The organism is Hydrogenophaga sp. (assembly GCF_036675665.1).
GTDB lineage: Bacteria > Pseudomonadota > Gammaproteobacteria > Burkholderiales > Burkholderiaceae_C > Hydrogenophaga.
The window spans coordinates 53,827-70,195 of sequence record NZ_JAKFEO010000040.1; the positions used below are offsets into that span (position 1 = coordinate 53,827).

The following is a 16,369-nucleotide window of genomic DNA, read 5'->3' on the forward strand; positions in this document are numbered from 1 at the left end:
GTCGGCATCCGGTCAAGGAGAGTGGTTGGGTGGGAAAGATGTGCGCGATTCTAGGAGTGCCCCAGCGCCCACGACAGCCCCAGACAAGGATTGCATGGACCCATGCCATGCCCTCATGCGCAAAACGCATGATGCGCTCCCCCCGCCCAACCGTGCAAAAAAAACCCCGCCAGGCGGGGTTTTGCAGGCGCTCGGGATCGCGCTACTGCAGCGTTTCCTTGATCACCGGCAACATCGGCAGCGCGATCACCTCGATGCCCTCTTCCAGCATGGCCAGGGCTTCCTGAGGGCTGGCCTGCCCGCGGATGTTGCGGCGCTCTACCTCCCCGCTGTGCATGGCGCGGGCCTCGTCGGCAAAGCGCTCACCCACATCCTCTGTCTGCGCCACCACCTCGCGCAGCGCCTTGAGCATGCGGGCCTGCAAGGCGGCCAGTTCGGGATGCATCACGTGGTTGCTCATGGCCACAACCGCACCGGCAGGCGCCTCAAGATCGGGGGCGTCTGCGTCCTTGCGTCCGCTGCGCAGGTTCAGGCGCGGAGCCGAGAGCGTTTTGTGGATGTGGGCGTCGCCGCACATCGGGCAGGTGAGCAACCCGCGGCCCAGCTGGCTCACGAAATCGTCTTCGGAACCGAACCAGCCTTCAAAGTCGTGCTGGTGGGCACATTGCAGATTGAGGACCTTCATGGCACGGATTGTCCTGCCAAAGGTGCTGCAGCGACATGCGTCCAGTCCAGCGTCCATTCACCGGCCTGCACGTTCTGCAGCCACATCGAGCCGACCAGGGTCTTGCAGTCGATCACCTCGCCGCTGAAGCACCAGGCTCGCAGTTCGGCGGGCGTGGCGGTGAACACGTCGAGGAATTCACCGTCGTCGAGCTGCCGCTCCCCGAGCGTGAGGCCGCGTGCGAACCAGATGTCGATGGTCTCATCCGAGTACGCCACCGTGGGCGCCAGCCGCCCGGCGAACGCCCACTCGCGTGCGCTGTAGCCGGTCTCTTCAAACAGTTCACGCTGGGCACACACCAGGCTGTCTTCGCCTTCGTCGAGCTTGCCGGCCGGAAATTCGATCATCACCGTCTGCATGGGGTGGCGGAACTGGCGCTCCAGCACCACCCTCCCGTCGTCCAGCAAACCAATGACCATGACCGCACCTGGGTGCAACACGTACTCGCGCGAGGCCTCGGCACCGTCGGGCAGACGCACCGTGTCGCGCACCACGTGCAGAAAGTTGCCACGCAACAGCTCGGTGCGCGACAGTGGGGTTTCTCGCAAGTGGCTGTCGTTCATCTGTGGCGGTAGAGATAGCGGTAGACGAAGCCGGGGAAGGCCAGCGTGATGAACAGCGCACCGGTGGTTGCATAGAACTCCCAACCCTGAGGCGCAATCTGCCCGGCGCTCTGCTCCAGGGCAAGACCGAGGGCACCCACGAGGAAATACAGCAGCACCATCTCGGCCAACCGCATCCCGAGGGTCTTGGGCAGCCTGCGCGGAATCACCGCCAGCCACCGCTCGTTGATGAAGGGCAGGTTGGCGGCCACCAGCGCAGCGATCAACACCAGCCAGACGGAAAAACTGTGGTTCATGGTGAAGGGTATGAGCCGGCCCCGCCGGCCAAGTTCACCGGAGATGGCCTGCGGGCTTCAGGCGAACAGTGCCGCCACGGCTTGGGCGCACAGGCTCATGAGGCCACCGGGCAAGATGCCCAGCAGCAGTACCAGTGCACCGTTGATGGAGAGCACCGAGCGCGCGTCCAGACCCGCCTCGATGTCGGCGGTCTGCGTGGGCGCGTCAAAGTACATCAACTTGACCAGGCGCAGGTAGTAGAAGGCGCCGATCAGCGACATGACGACCGCGAACACCGCGAGGCCCACATAGAAGGGCCCGCCAGAGGCCAGCAGCGCCTGCAGCACCGAGAGCTTGGCGTAGAAACCCACCAGTGGAGGGACACCGGCCAGCGAGAACATGCAGATGGCCATGACGCCGGCATACAACGGGCTGCGCTGGTTCAGGCCAGCCAGGTCACTGATGTTCTCGGACTCAAAACCGCTGCGCGACAGCAGCAGGATCACGCCAAAGGTGCCCAGCGTCGTCAACACATAGGTGATGACGTAGAACATGGATGAACCGTAGGCGTTGGCCATGTTGCCCGTGTCGCCGTTGACCACACCAGCAAGAAGACCGAGCAGCATGAAGCCCATCTGCGCGATAGTGGAGAACGCCAGCATGCGCTTGAGATTGGTCTGCGCGATGGCAGCGAAGTTGCCCACCAGCAGCGACATGACGGCCAGCACCGCGAGCATCTGCTGCCAGTCGAAGGCCAGCGGCTGCAGACCTTCGACCAGCAGGCGGATCACGATCGCGAAGGCCGCCAGCTTGGGCGCGCCGCCGATCATGAGCGTGACGGCGGTGGGGGCACCGTGGTAGACGTCGGGCACCCACATGTGGAAGGGCACCACGCCGAGCTTGAAGGCCAGACCGGCAACCACGAACACCAGCCCCAACGTGAGCACCTGCGTTGAACCCTTGAGCGTGGCCTCTCCGCCAGCAATGGATTTCATCACCTCGGACAGGTCGAGTGAGCCAGTGGCGCCGTACACCATGGACAGGCCGTAGAGCAGGAAGCCGCTGGCCAGCGCGCCGAGCACGAAATACTTCATGGCCGCCTCGGTCGCCTGCACGTCGTCGCGGCGCAGCGCCACCAATGCATAGCTGGACAGCGTGAGCAGTTCCAGACCAAGGTAGATCACCAGGAAGTTGTGGCCCGAGATCATGACGAACATGCCCAGCAGCGCGAACATGGACAGGGTGAACATCTCACCGCCGCGCAGCATGTCGCGTTGGCCGGCGTAGTCGCGGCCATAAACCAGCGTGACCATCATGGCGATGGTGGCGAAGCACTTGAGCCAGTTGCCCATGGGGTCGCTGACGATCATGCCGCCGAAGCCCAGGGTGGTGGTGCCCGAGACGGCCGCCATGCCGAGCAACAGTGCCACCGCACCGAGCGAAAGCAGGGTCAGCGCGTAGGTAGCACCGCGCAGGGGCGACTTCACCGTCAGATCGGCCAGAGCGATCACACAGGCCATCGTCAGCAGGAGGATTTCAGGGTAGGCCGCGACCCAGCTGAGCTTGTCAATCATTGTTCGTTCTCTTGTGTCGTGTGGCGGGCCTGGCTCACTGGGGCAGCTTGGAGACGGCCACGTGGCGCAGCAACTCCGCCACGGAAGCATCCATCACGTCGGTGAAGGGCTTGGGGTACACGCCCATGAAGAGCACCGCCACCGCCAGCACCGCCATCACGAGGAATTCGCGTGGATTGAGGTCGATGAGGGCCTTCACGTTGTCGTTGCCCGCGGCGCCGAGGTACACCCGCTTGTACATCCACAGCGAGTAGGCCGCGCCGAAGATCAGCGCCGATGCGGCGAGCAGACCCATCCAGAAGCTGGCCTTCACCGCCGCCAGGATCACCATCCATTCACCCACGAAGCCGGCCGTGCCCGGCAGGCCGCAGTTGGCCATGGTGAAGAGCAGCGCAAAAGCCGCGAACTTCGGCATGGTGTTCACCACACCACCGTAGTCGGCGATCTCGCGCGAGTGCACGCGGTCGTACAGCACGCCGATGCCCAGGAACATGGCGGCCGACACAAAGCCGTGGGCAATCATCTGCACGATGCCACCCGACACGCCGAGGTCGCTGAAGACGAAGAAGCCCAGCGTGACGAAGCCCATGTGGGCCACAGACGAATACGCCACGAGTTTCTTCATGTCCTGCTGGACCATGGCCACCAGGCCCACGTAGATCACCGCGATCAGCGAGAGCGCGATCATGAGCCAGGCCCATTGGTGCGAGGCGTCGGGCAAGATGGGCAGCGAGAAACGCAGGAAGCCGTAGGCACCCAGCTTGAGCATGATGGCGGCCAGCACGGCGGAGCCGCCGGTGGGCGCTTCCACGTGCACGTCGGGCAGCCAGGTGTGCACCGGCCACATCGGCACTTTCACCGCGAAGGCCGCGAAGAAAGCGAAGAACAGCAGGGTCTGCGCGGTGCTGCTCAGTGGCAGCTTGTACCAGTCGGCCAGCGCGAAACTGCCACCGGACACGGTGTACAGGTAGATCAGCGCCACCAGCATCAGCAGCGAGCCCAGCAGCGTGTACAGGAAGAACTTGAAAGCCGCGTAGATCTTGTTCGGGCCGCCCCAGATGCCGATGATCAGGTACATCGGGATCAGGGTGGCTTCGAAGAACACGTAGAACAGCATCGCATCCTGCGCGCTGAAGACGCCGATCATCAGACCCGAGAGGATCAGGAAGGCGCCCATGTACTGGTTCACGCGCGTCGTGATGGATTCCCAGCTGGCCACGACCACCACCACATTGATGAACGCGGTGAGCGGGATCAGCCACAACGAAATGCCGTCCACGCCGAGGTGGTAGTGGATGTTGAAGTTTTCGATCCAAGGGCGTTTTTCGACGAACTGCAAGGCAGCGGTGCCCAACTCAAAACCGGTGTAGAGCGGCACGGTGACCGCCAGGCCCACCACCGAACCCACCAACGCGATCCAGCGCACCAACGGCGCCTGGTCGACACGGCCCAGGGCCAGCAGCACGACGCCAAAAAAGATGGGCGTCCAGATGGCAAGGCTCAGCAAACCCATGATGTTCTTCTTCCTCTTGTTTTATTTGGCGAGCCAGACGAAGTACGTCATGAACAGCAGCACACCCACGATCATCATCAGCGCGTAGTGGTACAGGTAGCCGGTCTGCGCACGGCGCACCACGCCAGAGACCACACCCACGAGCTTCCAGCTGGCGTTGACCACGCCGCCTTCGATCACACCGCGGTCACCGCCCTTCCAGAGTCCGATACCCAAACCGCGCGCGCCTTTGGCCAGCACGTTTTCGTTGAACCAGTCCATGTAGTACTTGTTCTCGAGGATGACCACCAGCGGACGCAACGCGCGGCCGATGGCGGCCGGCACGGCTGGGTTGATCAGGTACATGTACCAGGCGCTCACGGCACCGGCCAGGGCCAGGTACAGCGGCGGGGTGTAGAGCGAGTGCGCTGCCATCGACAAGGCGCCGTGGAACTCTTCGGCGAAGGTCGCCATGGCCGGGTGGGCCGCGGCGTTGATGACGATCGCGTCCTTGAAGAAGTCACCGAACAACATGGGCTGGATGGTCATGAAGCCGATCACCACCGAGGGAATGGCCAGCAGCACCAGCGGCACCGTCACGACCCAGGGCGATTCGTGCGGCTTGCCGTCACCATGTCCGTGGTCATCGTGATGACCGTGGTCGTCGTGGTGTGCATCCGGGTTCTGGTCATAACGCTCCTGGCCGTGGAACACCAGGAAGTACAGCCGGAAAGAATAGAAGGAGGTGACGAACACACCGGCAAGCACCGCAAAGTAGGCGAAGCCGGAGGCCGGCAAATTGCTGAAGTGCACCGCCTCGATGATGGAGTCTTTGGAGTAGAAGCCCGAGAACAGCGGCGTGCCGATCAAGGCCAGCGTGCCCAGCAGCGACGTGATCCAGGTGATGGGCATGTACTTGCGCACGGCGCCCATCCAGCGGATGTCCTGGTTGTGGTGCAGGCCCATGATCACCGAGCCCGCCGCCAGGAACAGCAGCGCCTTGAAGAAGGCGTGCGTCATCAGGTGGAACACCGCCACCGAGTAGGCGGAAGCGCCGAGCGCCACCGTCATGTAGCCCAGCTGCGAAAGCGTGGAGTACGCGACGATGCGCTTGATGTCGTTCTGGATGATGCCCAGGAAGCCCATGAACAGCGCGGTGATGGCACCGATCACCATGATGACGTTCAGCGCCGTGTCCGACAGCTCGAACAGCGGCGACATGCGCGCGACCATGAAGATGCCGGCCGTCACCATCGTGGCGGCGTGGATCAGCGCGGAGATGGGGGTGGGGCCTTCCATGGAGTCGGGCAGCCACACATGCAACGGGAACTGCGCGCTCTTGCCCATGGCGCCGATGAACAGGCAGATGCAGATCACGGTGATCAGCAGCCAGTCGGTGCCCGGGAAGCCGAGCTGGCCGAGTTCGGGCGCCTTGGCGAACACCTCGGCGTAGTTGAGCGTGCCGGCATAGGCCACGATCAGGCCGATGCCCAGGATGAAACCGAAGTCGCCCACCCGGTTGACCAGGAAGGCCTTCATGTTGGCGAAGATCGCCGTGGGCTTGTTGAACCAGAAGCCGATCAGCAGATAGGACACCAGACCCACGGCTTCCCAGCCGAAGAACAGCTGCAGCAGGTTGTTGCTCATGACCAGCATGAGCATGGAGAAGGTGAACAGCGAGATGTAGGCGAAGAAGCGGTTGTAGCCCTCGTCCTCTTCCATGTAGCCGATGGTGTAGAGGTGCACCATGAGCGAGACGAAGGTCACGACCACCATCATCATCGCGGTGAGGCCATCGACCAGGAAGCCGATTTCCATCTTCAGGCCACCCACCACCATCCAGGTGTAGAGGGTTTCGTTGAAGCGGGCGCCGTCCATGGCCACGCTCTTGAGCGTCATGGCCGACAGGATGAACGCGATCAACACACCCAGAATGGTGAGCGTGTGCGAAGCGCGGCGACCGATGACATTGCCACCGAAGGTGGTGCCCAGGATGCCGGCCAGGGCCGCGCCGATCAGCGGCGCCATGGGGACGGCGAGCAGGGTGCTGGCAGAGAGGGTGGTGCTCATGATGTTCTTGTCTTGGGGCTGGGACTCAGCCTTTGAGCGTGTTGAGCTCTTCGACGCTGATCGAATTCTTGTTGCGGAACAGCAGCACAAGGATGGCCAGGCCGATGGCCGACTCGGCGGCAGCCACGGTCAGGATGAAGAACACGAACACCTGGCCGTGCATGTCACCCAGATAGTGCGAGAAGGCCACGAAGTTCATGTTCACCGCCAGCAGCATCAGCTCGATGGCCATGAGCAGCACGATCAGGTTCTTGCGGTTGAGGAAGATGCCGACGACCGAGATCGCGAACAGGATCGCGCCCACGGCGAGGAAATGGCCCAGGGTCACGTTCATGGCTTGGCCTCCTCAGCGGTCGACGCTTCAACAGCGGGTGGGGCTTTCTGCGTCGCGGCCATCGGCATGACCACCAGGCGGTCGCCGGCGCGCACGTGCACCTGCAAACCCGGGTTGATGGCCTTGCTGTCCTTGCGCTGGCGCAGGGTCAGGGCGATGGCGGCAATCATGGCCACCAGCAGGATCACGGCAGCGACTTCAATGGGGTACAGGTACTCGGTGTAGAGCAGCAGGCCGAGTTCACGTGTGTTGGAGTAGTTGGCGGCGTTGATGCCGGCACCGGCCGCATCGGGGTTGGTCGTGAGACTCGGGAAACCCGCAAACAGAACGGCAATCAGTTCGACCGCCACAAAGCCGCCGAGGATGGCGGCGAGCGGAAAGTGTTTCCAGAAGCCCTTGCGCACGCCGTCCAGGTTGATGTCGAGCATCATCACGACGAACAGGAACAGCACCATCACCGCACCCAGGTACACCAGCACCAGGGTGATGCCGAGGAATTCCGCCTTCAGCAGCAACCACAGGGCGGCCGCCTGCGAGAACGCCAGCATGAGGAACAGCACGGCATGCACCGGGTTGCGCGCGGTGACGACGCGAAAGGCTGCAAACAGCAGCACCGCGGCGAAGAGGTAAAAAAAGCCGGTCTGGTAATCCATGGCGTTGTTCTTGTGTCGTCTGTTCCGGTCGGAGTCCGGGCTCAGAACGGATCAGCGGTAAGGGGCGTCGGCGGCCCGGGCAGCGGCAATCTCGGTTTCGTACCGGTCGCCCACGGCCAGCAGCATTTCTTTGGTGAAGTACAGGTCACCGCGCTTCTCACCGTGGTATTCGAGGATGTGCGTCTCGACGATCGAATCGACCGGGCAGCTCTCTTCGCAGAAGCCGCAGAAGATGCACTTGGTCAGGTCGATGTCATAGCGCGTCGTGCGGCGCGAGCCGTCCTCGCGCACATCGGATTCGATGGTGATCGCAAGTGCCGGGCAGACAGCTTCGCACAGCTTGCAGGCGATGCACCGCTCTTCGCCGTTTTCATAGCGGCGCAGAGCGTGCAGGCCCCGGAACCGCGGCGACAGCGGCGTCTTTTCTTCGGGAAACTGCACCGTGATCTTGCGCTTGAAGGCGTAGCGACCGGTCAGGGCCATGCCCTTGATCAGCTCCACCAGCAGGAAGCTGCTGAGAAAATCGCGGAAAGAAAACGGTGCCACGACGACAGGGGAAGCTGCGGGATTGGCGGTGATGGAAGACATGATCGATCGCGCCCTTATTTCCAGAGGTTCCACGAGGTCTGCATCAGTCCGCCGACAAGCAGCAGGTAGATGAGCGTGACGGGAATGAAGATCTTCCAGCCCAGACGCATGATCTGGTCGTAGCGGAAGCGCGGGAACGTGGCGCGGATCCAGATGAACATGGACACCACGAGGAAGGTTTTGAGGCCCAGCCAGATCCAGCCGGGGATCCAGTTGAACAGTGCGCTGTCGATGGGCGGCAGCCAGCCACCCAGAAACATCAGCACCCCCAGGATCGAGATCAGCCACATGCTGGCGTATTCAGCCAGGAAGAAGATGGCAAAGCCCATGCCCGAGTACTCGACCATGTGACCCGCCACGATCTCGGCCTCACCCTCGACCACGTCGAACGGATGGCGGTTGGTTTCGGCCACGCCGGAAATCAGGTAGACGAAGAAGATCGGCAGCAGCGGCAACCAGTTCCACGACAGGAAGTTCAGGCCTTGAGAAGCGGCCATGCCGCGCCCCTGCGAGTTCACGATGTCGACCAGGTTCAGGCTGCCCGAGACCATGACGACAACCAGGAAGCAGAAGCCGATGGCGATCTCGTAGCTCACCATCTGCGCCGATGCGCGCAGCGCTCCGAGGAAGGCGTATTTCGAGTTGGAGGCCCAGCCCGCGATGATCACGCCATAGACCTCGATCGAGGTGATGGCCAGGATCAGCAGCAGGCCCGCGTTCACATTGGCCAGCACGGCTTCCGGGCCGAAGGGCACGGCCACCCAGGCAGCCAGCGCCGGCATGATGGCCATGATCGGCCCCAGGCGGAACAGGCCGTTGCTGGCGGCGCTCGGACGGATCAGTTCCTTGGTCAGCAGCTTGAGCGCGTCCGCGATGGGCTGCAGCAGGCCGAACGGACCCACGCGGTTGGGTCCGTGACGCACCTGGATCCAGCCGAGCAGCTTGCGCTCCCACAGCGTGAGGTAGGCCACGGCGCCCATCAGCGGCGCCAGCACGGCCACGATCTTGATCAGGTTCCAGATGACGGGCCAGGCCGCCGTGGTCCACCAGGGTGCGGCGAACAACCCCAGGCCGCCGTTGTACATCGCGTCGATCATGCGTGCACCTCATCGGCGATCAGGGATGCACGGGCGTCGGCCGTCATTTGCAGCGCCGGGGCGCGGCGCACGAGGCCGTCCAGCTGGTAGATGCTGGCCACGCAGGGCTCAGCACCGGCGGGAGCCACGTCGATCGGTGCGGCGCTGACGTTGTGCAGACGGGCAGCATCCACCACGGCCCCACTCGCCACGCCGGGCAGCGCACTGGCCAGCACGGCCTGCGAAGAATCTGCGTCGAAACCCGCCAGACCGAGCAGGTTGCCCAGCACGCGGATCACCTTCCAGGCCGGGCGCGTTTCACCCAGTGGGCGAACCACGGCGTGGAAACTCTGCAGGCGGCCTTCGGCGTTCACGAAGGAGCCCGATGTTTCGGTGAACGGCGCGATCGGCAACAGCACGTCGCTCACGTCGAGGTTGGTTTTGAACGGGCTGAGCGTGACGACCATGCCTGCATTGGACAGTCCGTTCGCACCCGCGGCCGTGTCGTCCTGGGGCTCGATGTTGAGCAGGATCACGGCTTTCAGCGCGCTACCCAGCATCTGACCGGCATTCAAACCGCCCTGCCCTGGCACGGCGTTGACGAGTTGCGCGCCCACGGTGTTGGCGGCCTCGCTCAGGTAGCCCACGGAGGCGCCCGTCTGCTGCGCGATCCAGTTCGCCAGCGACAGCAGGCTGGCCGCTTTTTCGTGGTGTGCAGCGGCGTTGCCGAGCAGGATGGCCTTGTGTTCGCCGCCCAGCAGCGACTTGGCCACGGCGCGGTGCGCATCGGTCACGTCAGCGGTCGCCGGTGCGGTGGCACCGGTGTCGGTGGCCACGGCGGCTGCGATGCCGGCCAGCGCCGACACCCATGTGCTGCTGTCGGCCAGCACGGTGTTTTTCACCGCCATGGCCCAGTCCTGCTGCTCGGCGCCGAGCACGTTGACCTGGCAACCCTTGCGGGCGGCCTGACGAATGCGCTGCGCGAACAGCGGGTGGTCCTTGCGCAGGTTGGAGCCCACCACCAGCACGCGTTGCAGCGTGGAGAGCGACGCGATCGGCAGGCCCAGCCAGCGCGCGGCACCCGCAGGCGCGGCATTGGAGAAATCGGCATGGCGAAGGCGAGCGTCGATATTCTGGCTGCCCAGGCCGCGCACCAGGGCGCCGGCCAAGGCCAGCTCTTCCACCGTGCTGTGCGGGCTGGCCAGCAGACCGATGGCAGCGGCGCCGTGTTCGGCCTTGACCTGCTTGAGGCCATTGGCCACGTACTCGAGAGCGGTTTGCCAGTCGACGGTGTGCCACTCACCGCCCTGCTTGAGCATGGGCGCGGTCAGTCGGTCTTCGCTGTTGACGGCCTCGTACGAGAAACGGTCGCGGTCGGCGATCCAGCATTCGTTGACGGCCTCATTTTCCAGCGGCACCACGCGCATGACCTTGTGGTTCTTCACCTGGACGATCAGGTTGGCGCCGGTGCTGTCGTGCGGACTCACGCTCTTGCGGCGTGAGAGCTCCCAGGTGCGGGCGCTGTAGCGGAACGGTTTGCTGGTGAGCGCGCCGACCGGGCAGATGTCGATCATGTTGCCCGAGAGCTCGGAGTCGACGGTATCGCCGAGCACCGTGGTGATCTCGGAGTGTTCGCCGCGGTGGATCATGCCCAGCTCCATCACGCCGGCCACTTCCTGGCCAAAGCGCACGCAGCGGGTGCAGTGGATGCAGCGGCTCATTTCCGCCATGGAGATGAGCGGGCCCACGTCCTTGTGGAAAACGACGCGTTTCTCTTCCTCGTAGCGAGACCCCGAGCTGCCGTAACCCACAGCCAGATCCTGCAGTTGGCATTCGCCGCCCTGATCGCAAATGGGGCAATCCAGTGGATGGTTGATGAGCAGGAACTCCATCACCGACTGCTGCGCCTTGATCGCCTTGTCGCTCTTGGTGCGCACGATCATGCCCTGCGTGACCGGCGTGGCGCAGGCCGGCATGGGCTTGGGCGCTTTCTCCACATCGACCAGGCACATGCGGCAGTTGGCCGCGATGGACAGCTTCTTGTGGTAGCAGAAATGCGGGATGTAGGTGCCGGCCTTTTCGGCCGCATGCATGACCATGCTGCCCGGGGGCACTTCCACCTTCTTGCCGTCGAGTTCGATTTCAACCATGGGAGTTTTTTTCTTTCAAGCAGCCTTGGCTGGCGACTGAGCGGCCGCGATCTTGGCCTCGAACTCGTGCCGGAAATGTTTGATCATGGCGCGCACCGGCATGGCCGCAGCATCGCCCAGGGCGCAGATGGTGCGGCCCATGATGTTCTCGGCCACGTTGTCCAGCAGCGCCATGTCGGCCGGACGACCTTCGCCCTGGTCGATGCGACTGACCATGCGCCAGAGCCAGCCCGTGCCTTCGCGACACGGCGTGCACTGGCCACACGATTCGTGCATGTAGAAATAGGACAGGCGCTTGAGCGACTCGACCATGCAACGGCTGTCGTCCATCACGATCACGGCGCCCGAACCCAGCATGGAGCCAGCCTTGGAGATCGAGTCGTAGTCCATGGTGCAGTCCATCATGATGGATGCGGGCAGCACGGGTGCGGACGAGCCGCCGGGAATCACGGCCTTGAGCGTGCGGCCCTTGCGCACGCCACCGGCAAGCTCGAGCAACTTGCTGAACGGCGTACCCATGGGCACTTCGTAGTTGCCGGGCATCTCCACGTCACCGCTGACCGAGAAGATCTTGGTGCCACCGTTGTTGGGCTTGCCGCAAGCGAGGTAGGCCGCGCCACCGTTGCGAATGATCCAGGGCACCGCCGCGAAGGTTTCGGTGTTGTTGATCGTGGTGGGCTTGCCATACAGGCCGAAGCTGGCCGGGAACGGCGGCTTGAAACGCGGTTGCCCTTTCTTGCCTTCGAGTGATTCAAGCAGTGCGGTTTCTTCGCCGCAGATGTAGGCGCCGAAGCCGTGAAATGCGTGCAGCTGGAAGTTGAAGCCACTGTCCAGGATGTTGTCACCCAGCAGGCCGGCGGCGCGGGCTTCTTCCAGCGCGGCTTCGAAGCGGTCGTAGGCTTCGAAGATTTCACCGTGGATGTAGTTGTAGCCCACGCTGATGCCCATCGCGAACGCAGCGATGGCCATGCCTTCGATCACGATGTGCGGGTTGTACATCAGGATGTCGCGGTCCTTGCAGGTGCCGGGCTCGCCTTCATCGGAGTTGCACACCAGGTACTTCTGGCCCGGGAACTGGCGCGGCATGAAGCTCCACTTCAGACCGGTGGGGAAACCCGCACCGCCGCGGCCGCGCAGCGCCGATTCCTTCAACGTGGCAATCACCTGGTCCTGTGTCATGCCCACCACCGGTGGATCACCGGCCGGCTCGGCGCCGTCCTTGCCCAGCACCTTGCGCAAGGCCTGGTATCCCCCGCGGGCCATGTAGTCCTTGAGCGACCAGTTGCCACCGTCGAGGTCGGCATAGATCTGGGGATTGATGTGGCGGCCGTGGAAGCAGGTCTGCACGCCGTTGGCGCGGAACTGCGAGAGGATCTGTTCGGCGTTCATGGCTGTCCTTCCGAGGCACGCAAACCGTCGATCAACTGATCCAGTTTGTCGTTGCTCATGAAGCTGCACATGTGGCGGTCATTGACCAGCATCACGGGCGAGTCGGCGCAGGCACCCAGACATTCGCTCTGCTGCAGGGTGAACAGACCATCGGCGGTGGTCTGCCCCATGCCGATGCCGAGTTTGTGCTCCAGATGGTGCAGCGCACTCTGGCCATCGCGCAGCTGGCATGGCAGGTTGGTGCAGACGTTGAGCTTGAACTTGCCCGTCGGCTGCTGGTTGTACATGTTGTAGAAGGTCGTCACCTCGTGCACGGCGATCGGCTCCATGCCCAGGTAGGCAGCCAGCGACTCTTCGGCGCCAGTGCTCACGAAACCCATCTCCTGCTGGATGATGGCCAGACATGCCATCACGGCCGACTGCGCCTGGTCGGCCGGGTACTTGGCGACCTCGCGCGCAAAGCGCTGCAGGGTGGCGCTGCTGAACGTCACAGCGGCAACTGGGTGGCCGGTGCTCATCGGTCGATCTCCCCGAAAACAATGTCCATGGTGCCGATGATGGCCACGGCGTCGGCCAGCATGTGGCCGCGTGCCATCTCGTCCATCGTGGCGAGGTGCGCAAAACCGGGCGCGCGGATCTTCAGGCGGTAGGGCTTGTTGGCGCCATCACTCACCAGGTAAATACCGAACTCACCCTTGGGATGCTCGACCGCGGCGTAGGCCTCGCCCTCAGGCACATGGAAGCCTTCGGTGAACAGCTTGAAGTGGTGGATCAGCTCTTCCATGTTGGCCTTCATGGCCTCACGGCCGGGCGCTGCCACCTTGTGGTTGTCGGTGATCACCGGGCCGGGGTTGGCGCGCAACCACTTCGAGCACTGCTCGATGATGCGGTTGGACTGCTTCATCTCTTCCATGCGCACCAGATAGCGGTCGTAGCAATCGCCGGTCTTGCCCACGGGAATGTCGAAGTCCATCTGTCCGTAGACGTCGTACGGTTGTTTCTTGCGCAGATCCCAGGCGATGCCGGAGCCGCGCAGCATGGGGCCGGTCATGCCCAGGTTGAGCGCGCGCTCGGGCGTGACCACGCCGATGCCCACGGTGCGCTGTTTCCAGATGCGGTTGTCGGTCAGCAGCGTGTGGTATTCGGCCAGGTACGTGGGGAAGCGCCTGGTGAAGTCGTCGATGAAGTCCAGCAACGAACCCTGGCGGTTGGTGTTCATCTCTGCAAGAGCGCGGGCGTTGCGAATCTTGCTGTGCTGGTACTGCGGCATGGTCGCGGGCAGATCCCGGTACACGCCGCCCGGGCGGAAGTAAGCCGCATGCATGCGCGCACCCGACACCGCCTCGTACATGTCGAACAGATCCTCGCGCTCGCGGAAGGCGTAGATCAGGATGGTGGAACTGCCGCAATCGTTGCCGTGCGAGCCCAGCCACATCAGGTGGTTGAGCAGACGCGTGATCTCGCTGAACATCACGCGGATGTACTGCGCACGGATCGGCACGTCGATACCGAGCAGCTTCTCGATGGCCAGGCAGTAGGCGTGCTCGTTGCACATCATCGACACATAGTCGAGCCGGTCCATGTAGGGCAGCGACTGGATGTAGGTCTTGTGCTCGGCGAGTTTTTCGGTGGCGCGGTGCAGCAGGCCGATGTGCGGATCGGCGCGTTGCACGACCTCGCCGTCGAGCTCGAGCACCAGACGCAGCACGCCGTGGGCGGCCGGGTGCTGCGGACCGAAGTTGAGGGTGTAGTTCTTGATTTCAGCCATGACGATGTCGCAGGAAGGCCGCAGCCTTCAGTGCAGGCCCCCGTAGTTGTCTTCGCGGATGATGCGCGGCGTGATTTCGCGGGGTTCGATGCTCACCGGCTCATAGATCACGCGCTGGCGCTCGGCGTCGTAACGCATTTCGACATGGCCCGACAGTGGGAAGTCCTTGCGGAAGGGGTGACCGATGAAGCCGTAATCGGTGAGGATGCGGCGCAGATCGTCGTGACCCTCGAACACGATGCCGAACAGGTCAAACGCTTCACGCTCGTACCAGTTGGCCGCAGCCCACAGCGGCGTGACCGAAGCCAGCACGGGGAAGTCGTCCTCGGGGCAGAACACCCGCACGCGAACGCGGTGGTTGTGGCTCACCGACAGCAGGTGCACCACGGCGGCGAAGCGTTGGCCTTCCCAGCGACCGTCACCATACGTCTGGTAGTCCATGCCGCAGAGATCGATGAGCTGCTCGAACGCGGCCTGCGGCGCATCGCGCAGGGTTTGCATGACCTCGAAATAGTGGACGGCTGCCACGGTCAGCGTGAGCTCTTCGCGAACCACCTCGAGCGAGGTCACGCGGTCACCGAGCAACTCGGTCAGTGCAAGCTTCAAGGCCTCCGGCGCAACAGCGTAGTGGGTCGTTGGGGTGTCGGTCATGGATGCGTCTCGTGGGACTCGGTTCACCGTTCAGCCGCTGGCGCTCAGGCGCGGGCGATGGTCTGGGTGCGACGGATCTTTTGCTGCAGCTGGATGATTCCGTACAGCAGGGCTTCGGCCGTGGGCGGGCATCCGGGCACATACACATCCACCGGCACGATACGGTCGCAACCACGCACCACGGAATAGCTGTAGTGGTAGTAGCCGCCGCCGTTGGCACACGAGCCCATGGAGAGCACCCAGCGCGGCTCGGCCATCTGGTCGTAGACCTTGCGCAAAGCGGGCGCCATCTTGTTGCATAGGGTACCGGCCACAATCATCAGATCGGACTGGCGCGGACTGGCACGAAACACCTCGGAGCCGAAGCGGCCGATGTCGTAACGCGCGGCAGCCGCGTGCATCATTTCGACCGCGCAACAGGCCAGACCGAAGGTCATGGGCCACAGCGAGCCGGTCTTGGCCCAGTTCACCACCGAGTCGTAGCTGGTGGTGACGAAACCTTCCTTGAAGACGCCTTCAATCATGAGCCGCTCCGGTGCATTCGTGTGTGGTCGTGTTGCTCATTCCCAATCCAGCGCACCCTTCTTCCACTCGTAGGCAAAGCCCACGGTAAGAATGACGAGGAAAACGACGCCAGCGAGAAAGCCGGTCATGCCGATGTCGGAGAAGGCCACGGCCCAGGGAATGAGGAAAGCGATCTCGAGGTCGAAGAGAATGAAGAGGATGGCCACGAGGTAGTAGCGCACGTCAAACTTCATGCGGGCATCTTCGAAGGCTTCGAAGCCGCATTCGTAAGGGGAGTTCTTCTCGGCGTCCGGCAAGTTCGGGCCAAGGATGTAACCCAGGACCTGCGGGATGATCCCGATGGAAACACCCACCAAGATGAACAGGAGCACAGGTAGGTATTGTTCGAGACTCATCTTGGTCTGTTCCACTGACACGGCGTGGGGCCGTGTTGTCCAAAGATTGGTGCCGACGGCGAGACTCGAACTCGCACAGCTTTCGCCACTACCCCCTCAAGATAGCGTGTCTACCAATTTCACCACGTCGGCTGGTCTGCA

The 16,369-nt window shown here is 63.3% G+C and carries 17 protein-coding genes and 1 tRNA gene; all 18 read right to left on the reverse strand.

Annotated elements, in window-relative coordinates; translation table 11 throughout:
- Positions 1–202 precede the first annotated feature (202 nt).
- The gene (locus tag V6M63_RS16250; protein WP_332743555.1) at positions 203–685 is read right to left on the reverse strand and encodes a DUF1178 family protein; all 483 of its coding nucleotides are present in this window, start codon (positions 683–685) and stop codon (positions 203–205) included.
- On the reverse strand, positions 682–1,287 hold the full coding sequence (locus tag V6M63_RS16255; protein WP_332743557.1) for an NUDIX hydrolase: 606 nt from the start codon (positions 1,285–1,287) through the stop codon (positions 682–684). The genes V6M63_RS16250 and V6M63_RS16255 overlap by 4 nt, the downstream gene beginning before the upstream one ends.
- Complete coding sequence (locus V6M63_RS16260; protein WP_332743558.1) at positions 1,284–1,583, reverse strand: DUF2818 family protein; 300 nt, start codon at positions 1,581–1,583, stop codon at positions 1,284–1,286. Before V6M63_RS16260 ends, V6M63_RS16255 begins: the two co-directional genes overlap by 4 nt.
- A gap of 57 nt (positions 1,584–1,640) precedes the next feature.
- A complete protein-coding gene (gene nuoN / locus V6M63_RS16265) occupies positions 1,641–3,137 on the reverse strand; it encodes an NADH-quinone oxidoreductase subunit NuoN (protein ID WP_332743560.1) in 1,497 nt (498 codons plus the stop codon).
- A gap of 34 nt (positions 3,138–3,171) precedes the next feature.
- Entirely contained in the window at positions 3,172–4,650 is a 1,479-nt protein-coding gene (locus V6M63_RS16270; RefSeq protein ID WP_332743561.1) for an NADH-quinone oxidoreductase subunit M, read from the reverse strand.
- A 21-nt stretch (positions 4,651–4,671) separates the two neighbouring features.
- A complete protein-coding gene (gene nuoL, locus V6M63_RS16275; RefSeq protein WP_332743563.1) occupies positions 4,672–6,699 on the reverse strand; it encodes an NADH-quinone oxidoreductase subunit L in 2,028 nt (675 codons plus the stop codon).
- 25 nt (positions 6,700–6,724) lie between these two features.
- Positions 6,725–7,033, reverse strand: coding sequence for an NADH-quinone oxidoreductase subunit NuoK (nuoK, locus tag V6M63_RS16280; protein WP_332743564.1), 309 nt, complete (start codon positions 7,031–7,033; stop codon positions 6,725–6,727).
- Positions 7,030–7,686, reverse strand: coding sequence for an NADH-quinone oxidoreductase subunit J (locus V6M63_RS16285; RefSeq protein WP_332743566.1), 657 nt, complete (start codon positions 7,684–7,686; stop codon positions 7,030–7,032). The genes nuoK and V6M63_RS16285 overlap by 4 nt, the downstream gene beginning before the upstream one ends.
- Positions 7,687–7,737: 51 nt before the next feature.
- Complete coding sequence (nuoI, locus tag V6M63_RS16290) at positions 7,738–8,274, reverse strand: NADH-quinone oxidoreductase subunit NuoI (protein ID WP_332743568.1); 537 nt, start codon at positions 8,272–8,274, stop codon at positions 7,738–7,740.
- 14 nt (positions 8,275–8,288) lie between these two features.
- Positions 8,289–9,371, reverse strand: a complete 1,083-nt coding sequence (gene nuoH / locus V6M63_RS16295; protein ID WP_332743570.1) for an NADH-quinone oxidoreductase subunit NuoH — start codon at positions 9,369–9,371, stop codon at positions 8,289–8,291.
- On the reverse strand, positions 9,368–11,500 hold the full coding sequence (gene nuoG / locus V6M63_RS16300) for an NADH-quinone oxidoreductase subunit NuoG (protein WP_332743572.1): 2,133 nt from the start codon (positions 11,498–11,500) through the stop codon (positions 9,368–9,370). Before nuoG ends, nuoH begins: the two co-directional genes overlap by 4 nt.
- 15 nt (positions 11,501–11,515) lie before the next feature.
- Positions 11,516–12,889 carry an NADH-quinone oxidoreductase subunit NuoF gene (gene nuoF / locus V6M63_RS16305; protein ID WP_332743574.1) on the reverse strand — a complete coding sequence of 458 codons (1,374 nt, stop codon included), beginning with the start codon at positions 12,887–12,889 and terminating at the stop codon, positions 11,516–11,518.
- A complete protein-coding gene (gene nuoE / locus V6M63_RS16310) occupies positions 12,886–13,407 on the reverse strand; it encodes an NADH-quinone oxidoreductase subunit NuoE (RefSeq protein WP_332743576.1) in 522 nt (173 codons plus the stop codon). Before nuoE ends, nuoF begins: the two co-directional genes overlap by 4 nt.
- Positions 13,404–14,657: an NADH-quinone oxidoreductase subunit D gene (locus V6M63_RS16315; RefSeq protein ID WP_332743578.1), complete on the reverse strand. Its 1,254-nt coding sequence runs from the start codon at positions 14,655–14,657 to the stop codon at positions 13,404–13,406. Before V6M63_RS16315 ends, nuoE begins: the two co-directional genes overlap by 4 nt.
- 27 nt (positions 14,658–14,684) lie before the next feature.
- Positions 14,685–15,308, reverse strand: a complete 624-nt coding sequence (locus V6M63_RS16320) for an NADH-quinone oxidoreductase subunit C (RefSeq protein ID WP_332743579.1) — start codon at positions 15,306–15,308, stop codon at positions 14,685–14,687.
- Between the two features lie 44 nt (positions 15,309–15,352).
- A complete protein-coding gene (locus V6M63_RS16325) occupies positions 15,353–15,832 on the reverse strand; it encodes a NuoB/complex I 20 kDa subunit family protein (RefSeq protein WP_056273769.1) in 480 nt (159 codons plus the stop codon).
- 36 nt (positions 15,833–15,868) lie between these two features.
- Entirely contained in the window at positions 15,869–16,228 is a 360-nt protein-coding gene (locus V6M63_RS16330; protein WP_332743581.1) for an NADH-quinone oxidoreductase subunit A, read from the reverse strand.
- Between the two features lie 47 nt (positions 16,229–16,275).
- A tRNA-Leu gene (locus V6M63_RS16335) sits at positions 16,276–16,360 on the reverse strand.
- Positions 16,361–16,369 lie beyond the last annotated feature (9 nt).